Annotated in this window: 11 protein-coding genes; 6 read left to right on the top strand and 5 right to left on the bottom strand. The window is 61.2% G+C overall.

The window, feature by feature from the left end; genetic code table 11:
- Nucleotides 1-10: 10 nt before the first annotated feature.
- Entirely contained in the window at nt 11-2,950 is a 2,940-nt protein-coding gene (gene glnE / locus ACP7EW_RS20625) for a bifunctional [glutamate--ammonia ligase]-adenylyl-L-tyrosine phosphorylase/[glutamate--ammonia-ligase] adenylyltransferase (RefSeq protein WP_426219322.1), read from the bottom strand.
- A gap of 383 nt (nt 2,951-3,333) precedes the next feature.
- On the opposite strand from glnE, the gene aceE reads away from it, so the two are divergent.
- The 4 genes from aceE (at nt 3,334) to msrA (ending at nt 11,351) form a co-directional block, all read left to right on the top strand.
- Nucleotides 3,334-5,979, top strand: a complete 2,646-nt coding sequence (gene aceE, locus ACP7EW_RS20620; RefSeq protein WP_033897804.1) for a pyruvate dehydrogenase (acetyl-transferring), homodimeric type — start codon at nt 3,334-3,336, stop codon at nt 5,977-5,979.
- An 11-nt stretch (nt 5,980-5,990) separates the two neighbouring features.
- Nucleotides 5,991-7,631 (top strand): dihydrolipoyllysine-residue acetyltransferase, encoded by a 1,641-nt coding sequence (gene aceF, locus ACP7EW_RS20615; protein ID WP_426219319.1) that lies wholly within the window; start codon nt 5,991-5,993, stop codon nt 7,629-7,631.
- 305 nt (nt 7,632-7,936) lie between these two features.
- On the top strand, nt 7,937-10,630 hold the full coding sequence (locus tag ACP7EW_RS20610; RefSeq protein WP_426219317.1) for a putative bifunctional diguanylate cyclase/phosphodiesterase: 2,694 nt from the start codon (nt 7,937-7,939) through the stop codon (nt 10,628-10,630).
- Nucleotides 10,631-10,703: 73 nt separating this feature from the next.
- Nucleotides 10,704-11,351, top strand: coding sequence for a peptide-methionine (S)-S-oxide reductase MsrA (gene msrA / locus ACP7EW_RS20605; protein ID WP_426219315.1), 648 nt, complete (start codon nt 10,704-10,706; stop codon nt 11,349-11,351).
- A gap of 51 nt (nt 11,352-11,402) precedes the next feature.
- Here msrA and ACP7EW_RS20600 read toward each other — a convergent pair whose 3' ends face one another.
- From ACP7EW_RS20600 to putP, 4 genes are all read right to left on the bottom strand, one after another.
- Nucleotides 11,403-12,239: a 23S rRNA (adenine(2030)-N(6))-methyltransferase RlmJ gene (locus tag ACP7EW_RS20600; protein ID WP_426219313.1), complete on the bottom strand. Its 837-nt coding sequence runs from the start codon at nt 12,237-12,239 to the stop codon at nt 11,403-11,405.
- Between the two features lie 97 nt (nt 12,240-12,336).
- On the bottom strand, nt 12,337-13,017 hold the full coding sequence (locus ACP7EW_RS20595) for a DUF4123 domain-containing protein (RefSeq protein ID WP_426219311.1): 681 nt from the start codon (nt 13,015-13,017) through the stop codon (nt 12,337-12,339).
- Nucleotides 13,018-13,038: 21 nt separating this feature from the next.
- Nucleotides 13,039-15,000, bottom strand: coding sequence for a type VI secretion system tip protein VgrG (locus ACP7EW_RS20590; protein ID WP_426219309.1), 1,962 nt, complete (start codon nt 14,998-15,000; stop codon nt 13,039-13,041).
- A gap of 204 nt (nt 15,001-15,204) precedes the next feature.
- Nucleotides 15,205-16,689 carry a sodium/proline symporter PutP gene (gene putP, locus ACP7EW_RS20585; protein ID WP_426219307.1) on the bottom strand — a complete coding sequence of 495 codons (1,485 nt, stop codon included), beginning with the start codon at nt 16,687-16,689 and terminating at the stop codon, nt 15,205-15,207.
- 235 nt (nt 16,690-16,924) lie between these two features.
- Between putP and ACP7EW_RS20580 the strand changes: the two genes are divergently transcribed.
- Together ACP7EW_RS20580 and putA are read left to right on the top strand one after the other, a co-directional pair.
- Nucleotides 16,925-17,098 (top strand): hypothetical protein, encoded by a 174-nt coding sequence (locus tag ACP7EW_RS20580; protein ID WP_426219305.1) that lies wholly within the window; start codon nt 16,925-16,927, stop codon nt 17,096-17,098.
- 51 nt (nt 17,099-17,149) lie between these two features.
- Nucleotides 17,150-21,103 (top strand): trifunctional transcriptional regulator/proline dehydrogenase/L-glutamate gamma-semialdehyde dehydrogenase, encoded by a 3,954-nt coding sequence (gene putA / locus ACP7EW_RS20575; RefSeq protein WP_426219303.1) that lies wholly within the window; start codon nt 17,150-17,152, stop codon nt 21,101-21,103.
- Nucleotides 21,104-21,168 lie beyond the last annotated feature (65 nt).

Raw genomic sequence — 21,168 nt, 5'->3', positions numbered from 1 at the left:
TAATAGTGTTTCAGCTCAACCCCAGCGCCTGCCAGATGCGCATTACCTGGCGCCGTTCGTCGGCGAACTGATCCCCGGCCACTGTGCCGGCCTCATTTTGCAAGGCCTGGCGGTGCGCGGCGGAACGGTAGGCCTTATACACCTCGCGCAATAGATGGGCATCGGCGGCAGGCATCAAGCCCACCTGCTCCAGGCCTTCCAGAATGCGGATATTGTCGGTGTAGCGCAGCAACGATGGATGTTGCGCAGACCACGCCAAAGCCGCGTATTGCACCATAAATTCAATATCGACGATACCTCCGGCGTCCTGCTTGAGGTCGAACGCCGCCGTGGCCTCGAAGGCATTGGCGCCGGTGCCGGCCGCCGTGGTCTTGGTGCCCAGGTTGTCACGCATCTTGGCACGCATCTCGCTGACCTCCTGGCGCAGCTTCGCCAGATCGCGTTGCTGTCCCAGCACTTTGGCCCGCACCTGCTCGAATGCCTGGCCCACATCCTGGCTGCCCACCAGTACCCGCGCGCGAATCAAGGCCTGATGCTCCCAGGTCCAGGCTTCATTGTGTTGATAGCGGTCAAACGCCCCCAGCGAGCTCACCAGCAAACCGGACGCGCCGGAAGGCCGCAGGCGCATGTCGACTTCGTACAGCTGGCCGGAGTTGGTCTGCGTGGTCAGCAAGTGAATGATGCGCTGGCCCAGGCGCGTAAAGAACTGCGCCCCGTCGATCGGCTTGGCGCCATCGGTTTCCGCTTGTGGATCGCCATCGTGGATAAACACCAGGTCCAGGTCCGAACCATGCCCCAGTTCGATCCCGCCGACTTTCCCATAACCGACAATGATAAACCCAGGATCGCACAGGGTGCCGTCCAGCCGTTGCGGCGAGCCATGGCGCGCGACGGTCTGGCGCCAGGCCAGGGCCAGCACTTGTTCGAGAATCGCTTCGGCGAGCCAGGTGAGGTAGTCACTGACTTTCATCAGCGGCAGGCTGCCAGCGATTTCCGAAGCGGCCACGCGCAGGCGGTGGGCCAGCTTGAAGTGACGCAGGGCTTCCATCTGTTGCTCAAGGTCGTCTTCCGGGATGCGCGTCAGACGCTCGCGCAACTCGGCGGCCAATTCAGGCGCCAAGGGTGGCTTGAACAGACGGCCTTCGTTGAGCAGTTCGTCGAGCAGTAGCGGGAAGCGGGTGATCTGCTCAGCGATCCACGGGCTGGCGGCGCACAGGGTCAACAGGCGACGCAGGGCGTCGGGGTTTTCCGTGAGCAGCACCAGATAAGCGGAACGCCGCGCGACGGCTTCGACCAATGGCAGCACGCGCTCCAGCACCAGGTCCGGGTTGGCGTGCTCGACCGCCTGGGCGAGCAGGCGTGGAATAAATGCATCCAGCCGCTCACGCCCCAAACGCTGCATGGCGCGCAATTGCGGGCTGTTGCGCAGGCCGGCCAACGCCTTGAGCGCCTTGGTCGCATCAGTAAAGCCGCCTTCAGCCAATTGGCGGCAAGCCGCTTCTTCATCTTGGGATTCTTCCCAAAGCGGCAACCACTCACCGCCCACCACCAACTCGCTTTCTTCGCCCTCTTCTTCGTCAGGATCGGCAATCACCTGGCGAAAATGCCAATCCACCCGACCGCGCCAGTACATCAGGCGCTCGTGGAAGGCGGTCCAGTCGGCAAAGCCCAACATAAAGGCTATGCGCGCCTGGTCTTCCGGGCTGTCCGGGAGCATTTGCGTCTGCCGGTCGGCAATCGCCTGGATCGCGTGTTCGGTGTAGCGCAGGAATTCGTAGCCATTGCGCAATTCGGCGATCACCGCCGGCGGCAGGTAGCCCTGGCCTTCCAGCGTACCGAGCACTTTGAGCAACGGGCGCTGTTGCAGGCTCAGGTCACGACCGCCGTGGATCAGTTGAAAGGCCTGGGCGATGAATTCCACTTCACGGATGCCGCCCGAGCCCAGCTTGATGTTATCGGCCATGCCCTTGCGCCGCACTTCCTGCTGGATCAACTGCTTCATGGTGCGCAGCGCTTCGATGGCGGAGAAGTCCAGGTAGCGGCGATAGACAAACGGTCGCAGCATGTCCAGCAACTGCGCACCCGCCACCTGATCGCCAGCCACCACGCGCGCCTTGATCATGGCGTAGCGTTCCCAGTCGCGGCCCTGGTCCTGGTAGTACTGCTCCAGCGCATTGAAACTGAGCACCAGCGCGCCGGCCGAACCGTAGGGGCGCAGGCGCATGTCGACACGGAACACAAAGCCGTCGACGGTCATTGGGTCAAGGGCCTTGATCAGTTTTTGACCCAGGCGGATGAAAAACTCCTGGTTGTCCAGGGAGCGTTTGACACCCACCGTTTCGCCGCCCTCGGGGTAGGCGAAGATCAGGTCGATATCCGACGACAGGTTCAGCTCCACCGCGCCGAGCTTGCCCATGCCCAGGATCACCATGTGCTGCGGCTCGCCGCTGCGCCGGCCGGTGGGCGTGCCGAACTGCACGCAGTGGCGTTGGTACAGCCATTGGTAGGCCTGGTCGATGCTGGCGTCGGCCATGTCGGAGAGGTCGCGGCAGGTTTGCACCAGGTCCGCCTGGCGGGTCAGGTCGCGCCAGATGATGCGCACCTGCTGGCGCGTACGTTGGCGACGCAGCACACGTCCCAGCTCATCTTCTGTTTCGGCTTGTTGCACGGCGCCAGCAATTTGCCCGCACAGCTCATCAGGGGCGAAACCACGGTCCAACTCGCCCCAGGCCACCAGTTCGAGCAACATCAAAGGGTCACGAACACTCTGTTCAATGACGAAATCACTGGCCGCGCACACGCGGGCGAAGTCGGCCCACCGTTGCGGCGTCCACGCAGAAAGTCCATGATCGTCGTCCAGCGCGGCCACTGCGTCACGAAATGACTGCTCGGCCCGCTGGGCTTTTGGCAAGAGAATCGCCGGTAGTTCGGCGAGTGTTGGAAGGCTCATGGTCTATCCTTGTTCGGCGCGTAAATGGCGTGTGGCTGTGAACGCAAGAACCACGCTCTATGAAGGACTGTCGAACAAAGGTTAGAAATAGCTGAAATTAATTTCATTTTGGCAGCCAACATCAAACATTCACCTTTTCTTGTTCGCAAAAGATCAACAATAACGATTATGCTCACCAGCCAGACCGAGCCATACGCTCAGTCTTGTGTAGTTTTACTACTCGTATATACATTCGAAAGGCTGAAATGGCCGACGATTTGTAGTAAAACTACAGGACGCCGAAGCAACCTTCGGCCATCCAAGAATTTATGTCGTCTGCCCACAAGGCCAGTCGCAAACTTCAGGCAACCGATTCTGGTAGCCTTTCCGCCCTGGAGCAAGCCATGCAAGACCTCGATCCCGTCGAAACCCAGGAATGGCTGGACGCCCTGGAATCGGTTCTCGACAAAGAAGGCGAAGACCGTGCTCACTACCTGATGACCCGTATGGGCGAACTCGCGACCCGCAGCGGCTCGCAACTGCCTTACGCCATCACTACGCCATACCGCAACACCATCCCTGTTACCCACGAAGCACGCATGCCTGGCGACCTGTTCATGGAACGCCGCATTCGCTCGCTGGTACGTTGGAACGCCATGGCGATGGTAATGCGCACGAACTTGAAAGATTCGGACCTGGGCGGTCACATCTCCAGCTTCGCTTCCAGCGCAACCCTGTATGACATCGGCTTCAACTACTTCTTCCAGGCCCCGACCGACGAACACGGCGGCGACCTGATCTACTTCCAGGGCCACACTTCTCCAGGCGTTTACGCCCGTGCGTTCATGGAAGGCCGCATCACCGAAGAACACATGAACAACTTCCGCCAGGAAGTGGACGGTAACGGCCTGTCGTCGTACCCGCACCCTTGGCTGATGCCTGATTTCTGGCAGTTCCCGACCGTTTCCATGGGTCTGGGCCCAATCCAGGCGATCTACCAGGCGCGCTTCATGAAGTACCTGGAAGCCCGTGGCTTCATCCCTGAAGGCAAGCAGAAAGTCTGGTGCTTCCTGGGCGACGGCGAGTGTGACGAGCCGGAATCCCTGGGCGCCATCTCCCTGGCTGGCCGCGAGAAGCTCGACAACCTGATCTTCGTCATCAACTGCAACCTGCAGCGCCTCGACGGCCCGGTTCGCGGCAACGGCAAGATCATCCAGGAACTCGAAGGCGTGTTCCGCGGTGCTCAGTGGAACGTGACCAAAGTCATCTGGGGCCGTTTCTGGGACCCACTGCTGGCCAAGGACGTCGACGGTATCCTGCAACGTCGCATGGACGAAGTCATCGACGGCGAGTACCAGAACTACAAAGCCAAAGACGGCGCGTTCGTGCGTGAACACTTCTTCAACACGCCTGAACTCAAGGCAATGGTTGCAGACCTGTCCGACGACGAGATCTGGAAACTCAACCGTGGCGGCCACGACCCGTACAAGGTCTACGCGGCGTACCACGAAGCGGTCAACCACAAAGAACAACCGACCGTCATCCTGGCCAAGACCATCAAGGGTTATGGCACCGGTGCCGGCGAAGCGAAGAACACTGCGCACAACACCAAGAAAGTCGATGTCGACAGCCTGAAGTTGTTCCGCGACCGCTTCGACATCCCGGTCAAGGACGAAGAGCTGGAGAACCTGCCGTTCTTCAAGCCGGAGCCGAACAGCGCCGAAGCCCGTTACCTGGCCGAGCGCCGCGCCGCACTGGGTGGTTTCGTGCCTCAGCGTCGCGCCAACAGCTTCAGCGTACCGACGCCAGACCTGAGCACCCTCAAGGCTATCCTCGACGGCTCGGGCGACCGTGAAATCTCCACCACCATGGCTTTCGTGCGCATCTTGGCGCAGCTGGTCAAGGACAAGGAAATCGGCCCGCGCATCGTTCCGATCATCCCGGACGAGGCCCGTACCTTCGGTATGGAAGGCATGTTCCGTCAGTTGGGCATCTACTCCTCCGTCGGCCAGCTCTACGAGCCAGTCGATAAAGACCAGGTGATGTTCTACAAGGAAGACAAGAAGGGCCAGATCCTCGAAGAAGGCATCAACGAAGCGGGCGCCATGAGCTCCTTCATCGCTGCCGGTACTTCGTACTCCAGCCACAACCAGCCGATGCTGCCGTTCTACATCTTCTACTCGATGTTCGGCTTCCAGCGCATTGGCGACCTGGCATGGGCAGCAGGCGACAGCCGTACCCGTGGCTTCCTGATCGGCGGTACCGCTGGCCGGACCACGCTGAACGGCGAAGGCCTGCAACACGAAGACGGTCACAGCCACATCCTGGCTGCCACCATCCCGAACTGCCGCACCTTTGATCCAACCTACGGCTATGAGCTGGCGGTGATCATCCAGGACGGCATGAAGAAGATGACCGAAGAGCAGCAGGACGTTTTCTACTACATCACCGTGATGAACGAGTCCTACCAGCAGCCTGCAATGCCGGCTGGCGTGGAAGAAGGCATCATCAAGGGCATGTACCTGCTCGAAGAAGACACCAAGGAAGCAGCGCACCACGTACAGCTGATGGGCTCCGGCACCATCCTGCGCGAAGTGCGTGAGGCGGCGAAGATCCTGCGTGACGAGTTCAACGTCGGCGCTGACGTATGGAGCGTGACCAGCTTCAACGAACTGCGTCGCGACGGCCTGGCCGTAGAGCGTCACAACCGCCTGCACCCTGGCCAGAAGCCACAGCTCACCTTCGTTGAAGAGTGCCTGAATGGCCGTAAAGGTCCGGTGATCGCTTCGACCGACTACATGAAACTGTTTGCTGAACAAATTCGCCAGTGGGTCCCGTCCAAGGAATTCAAAGTCCTGGGCACCGACGGTTTCGGTCGCAGTGACAGCCGCAAGAAGCTGCGTCACTTCTTCGAAGTCGACCGTCACTTCGTGGTGTTGGCAGCCCTGGAAGCCTTGGCTGACCGTGGTGAGATCGAACCTAAGGTGGTGGCAGACGCTATCGTCAAGTTCGGGATCAACCCGGAAAAACGCAACCCACTGGACTGCTGAGGAGATTTTTTGTGAGCGAACTCATTCGCGTACCTGACATCGGCAGCGGTGAAGGTGAAGTAATCGAGCTGTTTGTGAAGGTCGGCGACACCGTCGAAGCCGACCAGAGCATCCTGACCCTGGAATCGGACAAGGCGAGCATGGAAATCCCTGCTCCCAAGGCCGGCGTGGTCAAGAGCCTGAAAGTGAAGCTGGGCGACCGCCTGAAAGAAGGCGACGAACTGCTGGAACTGGAAATCGAAGGTGCCGCTGATGCGGCCCCTGCGGCAGCGCCTGCTGCCGCTGCTGCACCTGCGCCTGCTGCTGAAAAGCCGGCTGCCGAGGCCGCTCCGGCCCCAGCTGCTGCACCTGCCGCTGCCAGCGTCCAGGACATTCACGTCCCGGACATCGGTTCGTCGGGCAAGGCCAAGATCATTGAGCTGCTGGTCAAGGTCGGCGACACCGTCGAAGCCGACCAGTCGCTGATCACCCTGGAGTCCGACAAGGCCTCCATGGAAATCCCTTCGCCGGCTGCCGGCGTGGTGGAAAGCATCGCGGTCAAGCTGGAAGACGAAGTCGGCACTGGCGACTTCATCCTCAAGCTGAAAGTACAAGGCGCTGCACCTGCTGCCGCTCCAGCACCGGCCGCCGCTCCAGCCGCCAAGGCTGAAGCTGCACCGGCTGCCGCTGCTCCTGCGCCAGCTGCAAAAGCCGAGGCCGCTCCGGCCCCTGCTGCCGCACCTGCGCCAAGCGGTGCCAAGGTTCACGCCGGGCCTGCCGTGCGTCAGCTGGCCCGTGAGTTCGGCGTTGAGCTGAACGCTGTGGCGGCCACCGGCCCTCACGGTCGCGTGCTGAAGGAAGACGTGCAGGTCTACGTCAAGGCCATGATGCAGAAAGCCAAGGAAGCTCCGGCTGCTGGCGCTGCTACCGGTGGTTCGGGCATTCCGCCGATCCGTACCGTGGACTTCAGCCGCTTCGGTGAAATCGAAGAAGTGCCGATGACCCGCCTGATGCAAATCGGCGCGGCCGGTCTGCACGCCAGCTGGCTAAACATCCCGCACGTGACTCAGTTCGACCAGGCCGACATCACCGACCTGGAAGCTTTCCGCGTTGCGCAGAAAGCCGTGGCCGAAAAAGCCGGCGTGAAACTGACCGTGCTGCCGCTGCTGCTCAAGGCCTGCGCGCACCTGCTCAAGGAACTGCCGGACTTCAACGCTTCGCTGGCGCCAAGCGGCAAGGCGATCATCCGCAAGAAATACGTGCATATCGGCTTTGCCGTCGACACCCCGGATGGCCTGCTGGTACCGGTCATCAAGAACGTCGACCAGAAGAGCCTGCTGCAACTCGCTGCCGAAGCCGCTGCACTGGCTGCCAAGGCCCGCGACAAGAAGCTCACTCCGGACGACATGCAGGGCGCGTGCTTCACCATCTCCAGCCTCGGTCACATTGGCGGCACTGGCTTCACGCCAATCGTCAACGCGCCGGAAGTGGCGATCCTGGGCGTGTCCAAGGCAACCATCCAGCCTGTGTGGGACGGTAAAGCGTTCCAGCCGAAGCTGATGCTGCCACTGTCGCTTTCCTACGATCACCGTGTGATCAACGGCGCTGCTGCGGCTCGCTTCACCCAGCGTCTGAGCCAGTTGCTGAACGACATCCGCACCATCCTGCTGTAAGCACGAACAGGCCTCCCGTTCACCCGGGAGGCCTGGTTGCACCGATTTTCGAGCGCCACGCTCGTACCTCAACCCCGCCACTTGGCGGGGCTTTTTTTGCCGGTTTGTTGGACAACAAAAACAGGCTTGTACACCTTCCATCACCCCGATTGCAGAAATCCCTTTCGCGGCCGATAACACCCTTATAGCACTTAGCCTTCATCCTCTCTTGTCAGCCCGCGCCGCATGATGCAACCTTGCCGCAGGCAACAGAAAAGAGGGCGTGAGCCCGGCGCCGTGCGCGTAATTTCAAGTGAGTTTCCCCCATGAAAAGCCAACCCGATGTCGCCCGTATGGCGGCCGAGGTAGTGACGCAGTTACCGGTGCCTTCGCGCCTCGGTATGCTGCGTTTCGAGCGGCTGAATGAGGCAAGCTGGGCCCTCCTTTACCTCGACCCCAATTGCGAACGCCAATTCGGCCTGCCAGCGGTCGAGCTGTGTGCCTTGATCGGCACGCCCTACGCCAGCCTGATGGAGCCCCAGGCACGCTATCAACTGCACGACACCATCCAGCAGCAACTGACCCAGAGCCCGCATTACCTGGTGCGCTACACCCTGCACACCAGCGACGGGCCGCTGAGCCTGCTGGAGATGGGCGAAGCCTATAAACAACACAATCGTCACCTGCTGCGCGGCTACCTGATGGTGGTCGACGGTCTGTTCAGCGAGATTCCTACCGCTGCCCCGACGGCAGACCTGGAGAACCAGAACAGCCGCCTGCAGATCGCCCTGGAGCTCAACCAGCGCGCCCAGCAGGAACAATTGCAGCACCTGGAGCGGGTGCGCGCCCAGCAGGAGCTGATCCTGCTGCTGGCCCGCCAGCGCTACACAGCTAACAATTCGCTGCAAGAAGCCGCCGAGCTGATCACCCGCAGTGCCTGTGATATCTACCAGATTGACTGCGCCAGCATCTGGAACCTCGAAGGTCAGCGCCTGGTGCCGATCTCGGCCTACCACCGCGCCGACGGGCAGCACCACCTGCCCGAATCCATCGATGCCAGCTGCTTCCCGGACTACCTGGAAGCCTTGCACAGCAGCCGGGCGATCGACGCCACCAACGCGCTGCGCGACCCACGCACCCGGGAAATGGCCGACAGCCTGCGCGACAAAGACATCCACGCCATGCTCGACGCGAGCATTCGCGTCGACGGCCATGTGGTGGGCGTACTGTGCCTGGAGCAAAGCGGCAGCACCCGCGCCTGGCAGGCTGACGAAATCGCCTTTGCCGGCGAGCTGGCCGATCAGTTCGCGCAGGTCATCAACAACCACAACCGCCGTACCGCGACCAGCGCCCTGCACCTGTTCCAGCGCGCCGTGGAGCAAAGTGCCAACGCCTTTTTGCTGGTCAATTGCGACGGCATAGTCGAGTACGTCAACCCGAGCTTTACCGCGATCACCCAGTACAGCGCCGAAGAGGTCCACGGCCATCGCCTGGCCCAGTTGCCGGCGCTGGAAAACCTCAGTGAATTGCTGTTCGACGCACCGTCGAGCCTGGCCAAGAGCAACAGTTGGCAGGGTGAATTCAAGAGCCGCCGCAAAAACCTCGAACCCTACTGGGGCCAGTTGTCGATTTCCAAGGTGTATGGCGACAACCGCGAGTTGACCCACTACATCGGCATCTACGAAGACATCACCCAGACCAAGCTGGCCCAGCAGCGCATCGAGCGCCTGGCCTACACCGACAACCTGACCAACCTGGGCAACCGCCCGGCGTTCATCCGCAACCTCGACGAACGCTTTGCCCGCGACAGCGACAGCCCGATCAGCCTGTTACTGGTGGACATCGATAACTTCAAGCGCATCAACGACAGCCTCGGCCACCAGACCGGCGACAAGCTGCTGATCAGCCTCGCGCGGCGTCTGCGCAACAGTCTGAGTGCCGGTGGCAGCCTGGCGCGGTTTGCCAGTAACGAATTCGCGGTGCTGCTCGATGACACCGACCTGGAGAGCGGCCAGCAGGTTGCCAGCCAGTTGTTGGCGACGCTCGACAAACCGATGTTCGTCGACAACCAGTTGATCAGCGTCACCGGCTCCGTGGGCCTGGCCTGCGCGCCGCTGCATGGGCGCGACCCGCAGACCCTGATGCGCAACGCCGGCCTGGCCTTGCACAAGGCCAAGGCCAACGGCAAGCATCAGGTCCAGGTGTTTACCGAAGCGCTGAACGCCGAGGCCAGCTACAAGCTGTTCGTCGAGAACAACCTGCGCCGCGCCCTCACCCAGAACGAGCTGGATGTGTTCTACCAGCCCAAGCTGTGCCTGCGCAGCGGCCGCCTGCTGGGCATGGAAGCGCTGCTGCGCTGGAACCATCCGGAAAAGGGCATGATCCGCCCGGACCAATTCATCAGCGTGGCGGAAGAGACCGGCCTGATCATCCCGATCGGCAAATGGATCGCCCGCCAGGCTTGCCGCATGAGCAAGCAACTGAGCGCCGGCGGCATGGGCAACTTGCAGGTGGCGATCAACCTGTCGCCCAAGCAGTTCTCCGACCCGGACCTGGTGGCCTCGATTGCCGCGATCCTCAAGGAAGAACAGCTGCCGGCCAACCTGCTGGAGCTGGAGCTGACCGAAGGCCTGCTGCTGGAAGCCACCGAAGACACACGCCTGCAGCTTGATCAACTGAAAAGCTTTGGCCTGACCCTGGCCATGGACGACTTCGGCACCGGCTACTCGTCGCTGAGTTACCTGAAAAAATTCCCCATCGACATCATCAAGATCGATCGCAGCTTCATCCACGAAATCCCGGATAACCAGGACGACATGGAAATCACCTCGGCCGTGATCGCCATGGCCCACAACCTCAAGCTCAAGGTCGTGGCCGAAGGCATCGAGACCGCCGAGCAACTGGCGTTCCTGCGCAGGCACCGTTGCGATGTTGGCCAGGGTTACCTGTTTGACCGGCCGATCCCCGGTGCAGAGCTGCTGGCGATGCTCAAACGCTACCCGCGCGGGCCAATCGCCTGACAGCGCCGTAACACTCGGGCACACTGGCTGTCTGAATCTTTACCGCTAACTCAACCTGACGAGAGGACTGATCATGGTCTTGCGCTCGGAAATTCTGGTGAACAAAAACGTGCTGCCCACTCAAGAACAAGCTCTGCCTGGCCGTGAAACCCCGATGAACCTGCCGGAGACGCATTTCGTCAACGGCAACCCGCTGCTGGGTCCATTCCTGGACGACGTCGGTTTTGCGATCTTTGGCCTGGGCTGCTTCTGGGGTGCGGAGCGCCGGTTCTGGCAGCACGATGGCGTGGTCAGCACCGTGGTCGGTTACGCCGGCGGCTATACGCCGAACCCGACCTACGAAGAAGTCTGCTCGGGCCTGACCGGCCACAGCGAAGTGGTGTTGGTGGTGTATGACCAGGCCAAGGTGAAATACGAAGACTTGCTGAAGATGTTCTGGGAACTGCACAACCCGACCCAGGGTATGCGCCAGGGCAACGACATCGGCAGCCAGTACCGCTCGGTGATCTACGCGACAACGCCGGAGCAATTGGCGGCGGCGCAGGCGAGCGCCGAGGCGTATCAGGGTGAGTTGACCAAGGCTGGCCTGGGTGCGATCACCACCGAGATCGAAGAAGCGCCGACGGTGTATTTTGCCGAGGCGTATCACCAGCAGTACCTGGCGAAGAATCCGCAGGGGTATTGCGGGATTGGCGGCACGGGCGTGACATGCCCGATCTAAGGCCAAAAGCATCGCGGGCAAGCCCGCGATAGTGTCCTGACAGGCAACTATTTACTCAGCGATCAGCCAATCCATCTGCCACCCGCCCTGGGTCTGACCCAGCTGCTTGGACAACCACGGCAGCAGCTCGCGCAACTCCTCCTCCAAGCCCCACGGCGGGTTGGCAATCGCCAGGCCCGAGCCCGTCAGGGTGTTGGGTGTGTCCAACGGATGCACCAGCAACTCCACGCGCAGCAACTTCGGCGCACCGGTGCCGGCCAGATCCTGGTAGAAACGGCGCAACAGGCGCTGGTCTTTCACCGGGTACCAGATGGCGGCGACGGTCTGGCGCATGCGGCTCACGGCTTCCTTGAGGGAAGCGGCGCAGCGTTGCATCTCGTCGAGTTTTTCGAACGGCGGATCGATCAGCATCAATGCGCGCTTTTCCGGCACCGGCAACAAGGCACGCGACACATGCCAGCCTTCGCCCAGGTGAACCTTCACCCGACGATCACCCTTCATGTTGTCCTTGAGCAGTACGCCGTCTTCCGGGTGTTTTTCATTGAGCAGCACGCGGTCCTGAGGGCGGGTGAGGCGTCGCGCCAGTTCCGGCGAGCCGGGGTAGTAACGCAACTGGCCGTCCGGGTTCATCTCATGCAGCACGCGCATGTAATCAGCGGTCAACGGCGGCAGGTCGCTTTCGCCCCACAGGCGCGCAATGCCTTCCAGGTATTCACCCGTACGGTTGGCCTGGTCGCCCTGCAGGTCGTACAGACCAATCCCGGCGTGGGTGTCGAGGTAGGCGAACGGCTGCTCCTTGCGCGACATCAGGGCGATGAGGCGGGTCAAGGTCAGGTGTTTGAAGACATCGGCGTGGTTGCCGGCGTGAAAGGCGTGACGATAATTCATGGTTGCTCCTGCGCAGGGGGCGAAGTTTACCTTTTACGCGGGCGTTGGTGCAGTGCGGTGTGCCGGGCGGTGCTTAAGTCGAAGGGGCGCGCTGGGTTCAACTCAACTCTGAAGCCAGATAGTCCGCCAAACCCTGATGGCTGACGTCGCGGCGGCGCGCGAAGTAGGCGACCTTGTGCCGCAAGGTCGTCGGAATAAACGCGGTGTGGAGGTCGGGGCGCTGCTCTTCGAGCCCTTGCAGGAGGTTATCGATCAGGGTTTGCGGCGATTGCTCGGCCAGATGTTGCAGTAACGGCGCAGGCACTCGCCACCACGGGCTCGCTTTGGCGGCAGTGACCGGGCCGGTGGCGACGGTCAGCGACTGGCCATTGATCACGTAGCGCTGGAACACCGGCAATAGCTCATCGCCCGCCTGCTGAAGAATCGGCAGGAATTGAGCACCATCCCAGAACCGTAAGAACACTTCCTGGCCATCGGGCAGGTACACCTTGGTCAGCCCTTGCAGGTGTGCAATCACGGTTACTAGCGGGTGGGTCGATAGGGCCAACCACCCCCAATCCGTGGCATCAGTGGAGGCGGCCCATTCCAGGAAAGGACTGCCCGGCTCGACGATGCCTACATAGGGCATGACCTCGTCCCATGCCGCATAGGCCGTGCCGGCCCAAACCGGATGTAACGGGCCGGCGGCGAGCGCCCGCCAAGCGTCAAGGGGTTTGGCGTCGCTGGCAGCGCCCAGCACTGCAAACATCTGTTCACCAGGCAACATAGGTTGATGCATCTTCGTAAGTCCCTTTAAAAGTCAGATGGGGCCGCACTGGCCGTTTTTGCAACGCTCGCATTCCTCGCAAAACGGCGCGCTGCGCTTCAGGCTGGCCACTTGCACGCGGCTGAGCGGAGCGGGGATCACCGCCAGCAATGTTTCCTTCAGTCCAGGCGTTAACGGCGCTGCAGTCGCTGCGGGCGCACTGCCAAGCCGGATCGGCACACTGCTGAAAATCCCGCCCGCAGACAGCGTGATCGACTGCCCGCCCGCCTGAATCGTGACGGTTGCGCCGCCCTCGATCACAACGCTTTGCCCCGCGCCTATCTGGATGGTCTGCCCTGCCCTAACCTGCCGCGAGCCGCCCACCATCAAGTGGTCGTCTTGCTTCAGGTCGGTCAGACGGTTGCCATGGATGATGCGCAGCTCCTCACCTTGCATTTCGTGATGCGACTCACCGTCCACCTTCACCCGAAGGTCATGCAGCACGTGCTGCGTCCAATCCCGCTGGGCGCGCAGGTAGATTTCCTCGGCCCCCTTGCGGTCCTCGATGCGCAGTTCGTTGTAGCCACCCCCACCAGGGCTGCTCTGGCTGCGGAAGATGCTGCGGGTCTTGTCCGCCGGCAGGTCGAGGGGAATCTGGGTGGCCGCGTTGGGCAGGCAGCCCATGACCAGCGGCATATCCATGTCGCCGTTGACGAAGCCCACCAGCACTTCCATACCCACCCGAGGGATCAATACCGACCCATAACGATCATGCGCCCAGCCGCTGGCAACCCGCAGCCAGCAACTGGAATGGTCGTTGTGTTCGCCGTCGCGATCCCACGCCAATTGCACCTTGACCCGACCGTATTCGTCACAATGGACTTCGCTGTCGGCAGGGCCGGTCACCACTGCGTTCTGGTAACCCGCTATTTGAGGCCGAGACATAATCAGAGGTGTTCGAAACGCTACGTCCCAGGGCGTTACAACAAATTCATTGCTGTAGCCTTGAGGCGACTCATCACCCACAGACTCCTCAAGCACCTGAGGTTGGTGCCCTACATGGTGCAACTGGGTAACCAGCCACAAATCATTCCATTCCTGACGCGGGTGCCCAGTCATCTTCAAGAACTGCCCTGTCACCAACGCCGGCTGGTCGCTAGCGCCACTGGCCTGGCAGTAATCGCTGCGATGACGCTCCAGCAGTCGCTGCGCCAGGTACTTGCCACGCTCACGATCCGTGAAATGCCCAGGGTAGCGCTGGTCATCCAGGGCGGGCCGTAGCCGACTGGATGCTTCACTTTCCAACGTCAGGTCCGGCTTCTGGAAATCGTAGTCCCGCAGGCTCACGCCAGTGGTACGCGTCTTCAGCCGCAGCATAAAGCGCTTGATCGCTGGTTCGTCGGCAACCATCCCGGTACCAGGCGAATACGGCGTGGATTGATCAGGCCGCGCAAAAACACTTTGATCGTCGCCAAACACCAACAGGTGTCGCTCAGGGTTGTGCTGGAAGTGATAGTGAATGCCCGATTCGGCACATAGGCGCTGAATGAACTCCAGATCGGTTTCACCGAACTGAACACAGTATTCACGCTGCGGATACTTGCCGCTGAGTTGAAACGCAAAGGCATCACTTTGGATAGCCTGAGCCTCCAATACCTGCGCAATGATCTCGGGCACCGTTTTCTTCTGGAAAATCCGCTGATGGGTGCTGTGTTCCAGATAAGCCAACTGCGGCACCAGAGTGATCTGGTAACGGGTAAGGCGTCTGCCCGAATCGCCCTGCCCCACCCGATACACCAGGCCATGAATCCCATGACCATGGGCGTCAAACCCCAGGAACGCTTGGCGGTGTAGCAGCCTCTCAAGGTCTTGATCGGATTGTTCGCTGACCAACTCAAGGTCAAAGCGAAAAGGCAGGCTGATGAACTCATCTCCCATGAACCCGTGGACCTGGAACTCACTGGGCTCCCCATCGAGGGTCAGGGTGAAGGCGCTTTGATTGGCAGGAGCGAACATCCGGTGTTTCTCTGCTAGGTGTGGAGGACCGATTCTGCATCACGGCTCCCCCTGGCTGAGCAGGTCGCCGCTAAATCAGTAAAGCCCTACACAGACGCGTCTGAATCCTCTTCGGACCGACGTAAAACGCACGCAAAAAAAGGCCCGCAGTCCGTAGGACGCGGGCCTTTCTTTCAACTCACTTGGCGCTAAACACCCAGCGAATTACTTATTGAGGTTGTAGTCTTTTTCCGCAGCATCAAAACGCTCGACCATACCGGCAGTCGGTGCGCCCATCTTGCTCACGAAGTAGATCGCCAGGCTGGCAAAGATGAAGCCTGGGATGATTTCGTACAGACCCAGCAGTTCGAAGTGTTTCCACACAATCACAGTGATCGCGCCAACCAGGATACCGGCCAGTGCGCCGTTGCGGGTCATGCCTTTCCAGATCACCGAGATCAGCACCACAGGACCAAACGCGGCGCCGAAGCCGGCCCAGGCGTAGCTCACCAGGCCCAATACGCGGTTTTCCGGGTTGGCAGCCATGGCGATGGCGATCAGTGCAACCAGCAGCACCATCAGGCGGCCGACCCATACCAGCTCAAGCTGGGAGGCGTTTTTGCGCAGGAAGGTCTTGTAGAAGTCTTCGGTCAGGGCGCTGGAGCACACCAACAGTTGGCAGCTCAAGGTGCTCATCACCGCCGCCAGAATGGCCGACAGCAGTACGCCTGCAATCCACGGGTTGAACAGCAGCTTGGCCAGTTCGATAAACACACGCTCGTGGTTCTCGGTCACGGGACCTGCCACTTCCGGATGCGCCGAGAAGTAGGCAATACCAAAGAAGCCTACCGCCACGGTGCCGCCCAGGCACAGGATCATCCAGGTCATGGAAATGCGACGTGCCTTGGCAATCGACTTCACCGAATCCGCCGCCATGAAACGCGCGAGGATGTGCGGCTGGCCGAAGTAACCCAGGCCCCAGCCCATCAGCGAGATGATGCCGATGAAGGTGGTGTTTTTCAGCATGTTGAAGTTGTCAGGGTTCTTGGCTTCGATGGCCAGGAACGTGGTGTCGACGCCACCGGTGGCCAGCAGCACGATGATCGGCGTGAGGATCAGCGCGAAAATCATCAGCGTGGCTTGTACGGTATCCGTCCAGCTCACCGCCAGGAAACCACCGACGAAGGTGTAGGCAATAGTCGCTGCAGCACCGGCCCACAAAGCAGTCTCGTAGGACATGCCGAAGGTGCTTTCAAACAGGCGGGCACCGGCGACGATGCCGGAAGCGCAGTAAATGGTGAAGAACACCAGGATCACCACGGCGGAGATGATCCGCAGCAGGCCGCTCTTGTCTTCGAAACGGCTGGAGAAGTAATCCGGCAGGGTCAGGGCGTCGCCGTTGTGTTCGGTCTGGACCCGCAGGCGACCGGCAACGAACAGCCAGTTGAGGTAGCAACCGACGATCAAGCCGATGGCGATCCAGCTTTCCGACAGGCCAGACATGTAGATCGCGCCCGGCAGGCCCATCAACAACCAGCCGCTCATGTCGGAAGCGCCGGCCGACAAGGCAGTCACCACGCTACCGAGGCTGCGACCGCCCAGGATGTAATCGGAAAGGTTGTTGGTGGAGCGATAGGCCATGAAACCGATCAGCACCATTGCTGCGATGTAGATCACGAACGTGATCAGGGTTGGATTACTAACGCTCATATGAGTGACGCCCTGGCTTTGTTTTTATGTAGCAGCGGTCTGTCAGACGGCCACCCACTGGAAGTAGGTAGACGTAGCTGCGTGCCGCGCATTTATGACTGACGTTTCCCCAGGAAAGCCGTCAGCCGATGAACCGAACTTTTAGAGTGGTTGCACCTTGGGCGCGAATGCTATTCAACAAAGCAAATAAGGTGCAACCAGTTTCGTGAGAATAAGTTGCACCTGGATATGTTTTGTGAAAAACACCCTGTTTTTGCTCCTTTTCGGAGCAAGAACAGCCGATCTCAGAAGCAAACGCACCAAGGCGGAGCGCAATCCGTCGGCGGTGTATTTTTTTCCCGATCACGATCGAAAATTTCCTGAACAAAAAGGGTTGCACCCGGTTGCACCTCTGCATGCGCAAAGCTAATCTTGCCGCCAGCTGATGCCACTCGGTAGTGGCACCCATGAGGATAAGAAAATGGCTACGACCACCCTTGGGGTCAAACTCGACGACCCGACCCGCGAGCGCCTGAAGGCTGCCGCGACCTCCATTGATCGCACGCCGCACTGGCTGATCAAGCAGGCGATTTTCAATTACCTGGAGAAACTGGAGGGTGGTGCAACCCTGACCGAACTCAATGGTTTGAGCAGCAAGGACGCCGATGATGCGGGCGAGGTTCAGACCGACCACGCCCACCAGTGCTTCCTTGAGTTCGCCGAAAGCATCCTGCCGCAATCCGTATTGCGCGCCTCGATCACCGCCGCTTACCGCCGCCCCGAGCCGGAAGTGGTGCCAATGCTGATCGAACAGGCTCGCCTGCCGGCCCCGATGGCCGAAGCCACCAACAAACTGGCCGCCTCGATCGCCGAAAAACTGCGTAACCAGAAGAGTGCCGGCGGCCGTGCCGGTATTGTTCAGGGCCTGCTGCAGGAGTTTTCCCTGTCGTCCCAGGAAGGCGTGGCACTGATGTGCCTGGCCGAAGCGCTGCTGCGTATCCCTGACAAAGGCACCCGCGACGCACTGATCCGCGACAAGATCAGCACCGGCAACTGGCAGCCGCACCTGGGCAACAGCCCGTCGCTGTTCGTCAACGCCGCGACCTGGGGCTTGCTGCTGACCGGTAAACTGGTCGCCACCCACAACGAAGCGGGCCTCACTTCGTCCCTGAGCCGCATCATCGGCAAAAGCGGCGAGCCGATGATCCGCAAGGGCGTCGACATGGCGATGCGCCTGATGGGCGAGCAGTTCGTCACCGGCGAAACCATTGCCGAGGCCCTGGCCAACGCGAGCAAGTTCGAAGCCAAGGGCTTCCGCTACTCCTACGACATGCTCGGTGAAGCCGCGCTGACTGAACACGACGCGCAGAAGTACCTGGCCTCGTACGAACAAGCCATTCATTCGATCGGTAAAGCGTCCCACGGCCGTGGGATTTATGAAGGTCCGGGCATTTCCATCAAGCTGTCGGCCCTGCACCCGCGCTACAGCCGCGCGCAGTACGAGCGCGTGATGGACGAGTTGTACCCGCGCCTGCTGTCCCTGACCCTGCTGGCCAAGCAATACGACATCGGCTTGAACATCGACGCCGAAGAAGCCGACCGTCTGGAGCTGTCCCTGGACCTGCTCGAACGCCTGTGCTTCGAGCCGCAACTGACCGGCTGGAACGGCATCGGTTTCGTGATCCAGGCCTACCAGAAGCGTTGCCCGTATGTGATCGACTATGTCATCGACCTGGCGCGCCGCAGCCGCCATCGCCTGATGATCCGCCTGGTAAAAGGCGCGTACTGGGACAGCGAGATCAAGCGCGCCCAAGTCGAAGGCCTGGAAGGCTACCCGGTGTACACCCGCAAGGTGTACACCGACGTTTCCTACATTGCCTGCGCACGCAAACTGCTGTCGGTACCGGAAGTCATCTACCCGCAGTTCGCCACGCACAACGCCCACACGCTGTCGGCCATCTACCACATCGCGGGTCAGAACTATTACCCCGGCCAGTACGAATTCCAATGCCTGCACGGCATGGGCGAACCGCTGTACGAACAGGTTGTAGGCAAGGTTGCCGAAGGCAAGCTGAACCGTCCGTGCCGTGTGTACGCTCCAGTCGGCACCCACGAAACGCTGCTGGCTTATCTGGTGCGTCGCCTGCTGGAAAACGGCGCGAATACCTCGTTCGTCAACCGCATTGCCGACCAGTCCATCTCCATTCAGGAGCTGGTGGCCGATCCAGTGGCCAGCATCGAGCAAATGGCCACGCTGGAAGGCGGCTTCGGCCTGCCGCACCCGCGCATTCCCTTGCCGCGTGACCTGTACGGCAGCGACCGCGCCAACTCGGCCGGTATCGACCTGGCCAACGAACACCGCTTGGCGTCGCTGTCCTGCGCCTTGCTGGCCACCGCGCACAACCACTGGAAAGCGGCGCCGATGCTCGGCTGCGCCTCCAGCGAGCAACCCGCAGCACCGGTACTGAACCCGTCCGACCTGCGTGACGTGGTCGGTCACGTGCAAGAAGCCACCGTCGAAGACGTCGACAACGCGATCCAGTGCGCCATCAGCGCTGGCCCGATCTGGCAGGCCACCCCGCCCGCCGAGCGCGCTGCGATCCTGGAACGTGCCGCCGACCTGATGGAAGGCGAGATCCAACCGCTGATGGGCCTGCTGGCTCGCGAAGCCGGCAAGACCTTCGCCAACGCCATCGCCGAAGTGCGTGAAGCCGTGGATTTCCTGCGCTACTACGCGGTGCAGGCACGTAACGACTTCACCAACGACGCCCACCGCCCGCTGGGCCCGGTGGTCTGCATCAGCCCGTGGAACTTCCCGCTGGCCATCTTCAGCGGCCAAGTCGCCGCCGCATTGGCCGCCGGCAACCCGGTACTGGCCAAGCCTGCCGAGCAAACCCCATTGGTGGCCGCGCAAGCCGTGCGCATCCTGTTGGAAGCCGGTATTCCGGAAGGCGTGCTGCAATTGCTGCCGGGCCAGGGCGAAACCGTCGGTGCCCGCCTGGTGGGTGATGATCGCGTCAAAGGCGTGATGTTCACTGGCTCCACCGAAGTGGCGCGCCTGCTGCAACGCAACGTCGCCGGTCGTCTGGATGCCCAGGGCCGTCCGATCCCGTTGATCGCCGAAACCGGTGGCCAGAACGCGATGATCGTCGACTCCTCGGCGCTGACCGAACAAGTGGTCATCGACGTGGTGTCCTCGGCCTTCGACAGTGCCGGCCAACGCTGCTCGGCCCTGCGCGTGCTGTGCCTGCAGGAAGATTCGGCAGACCGTGTCATCGAAATGCTCAAGGGCGCCATGGCGGAATGCCGCTTGGGTAACCCGGAGCGCCTGTCCGTCGACATCGGCCCGGTGATCGACGCCGAAGCCAAGGCCGGCATCGAGAAACACATCCAGGCCATGCGCGACAAAGGCCGCAATGTGTACCAGGTAGCGATTGCCGACGGTGAAGAGATCAAGCGTGGCACCTTCGTGATGCCGACCCTGATCGAGTTGGAAAGCTTCGACGAACTGCAACGCGAGATCTTCGGCCCAGTGCTGCACGTGGTGCGCTACAAGCGCAAAGAAATCGACCAGCTTATCGGTCAGATCAACGCTTCCGGCTATGGCCTGACCCTGGGCGTGCACACCCGTATCGACGAGACCATCGCCAAGGTGATCGACAACGTCCATGCCGGTAACGTCTACGTGAACCGCAACATCGTCGGCGCGGTGGTCGGCGTGCAACCGTTCGGCGGCGAGGGCCTGTCGGGCACTGGCCCGAAAGCCGGTGGCCCGCTGTACCTGTACCGCCTGCTGTCGACACGTCCTACGGATGCCATTGAGCAATCCTTCGTACGCGGCGACGCATTGGCCGCACCGGACGTGCGCCTGCGTGACGCCATGAGCCAGCCGCTGACCGCCCTGAAAACCTGGGCTGACAGCAATAAGTTCAGCGACCTGAGTGCCCTGTGCAGCCAGTTCGCCGCGCAATCGCAAAGCGGTATCACCCGCCAACTGGCTGGCCCGACCGGCGAACGCAACAGCTACGCCATCCTGCCCCGCGAGCACGTACTGTGCCTGGCGGAAGTGGAAGGCGATCTGCTGACGCAGCTGGCGGCAGTGTTGGCTGTGGGCGGCTCGGCGGTATGGCCCGAATCCGACCTGACCAAGGCCTTGTTCCCACGCCTGCCTAAAGAGATTCAGGCGAAGATCAAGCGCGTGGCTGATTGGACCAAGGACGACGTGGTGTTTGATGCGGTCCTGCATCACGGTGATTCCGATCAATTGCGCGCGGTGTGCCAGCAAGTGGCGCAGCGTGGTGGCGCGATTGTCGGGGTGCATGGTTTGTCGCAGGGCGAGACGGCGATTGCGCTGGAGCGTTTGGTGATCGAGCGGGCGTTGAGCGTTAACACCGCAGCCGCGGGCGGTAACGCCAGCCTGATGACCATCGGTTAACGGTAAACCCTGTGGGAGCTGGCTTGCCAGCTCCCACAGGAACCGAGTTTGTTCTGGCCTTCCAT

The sequence above is a fragment of the Pseudomonas sp. DWRC2-2 genome (genome assembly GCF_049897885.1).
Lineage (GTDB): Bacteria > Pseudomonadota > Gammaproteobacteria > Pseudomonadales > Pseudomonadaceae > Aquipseudomonas > Aquipseudomonas azotoformans_A.
This window is presented reverse-complemented; position numbering and strand designations above follow the sequence as displayed.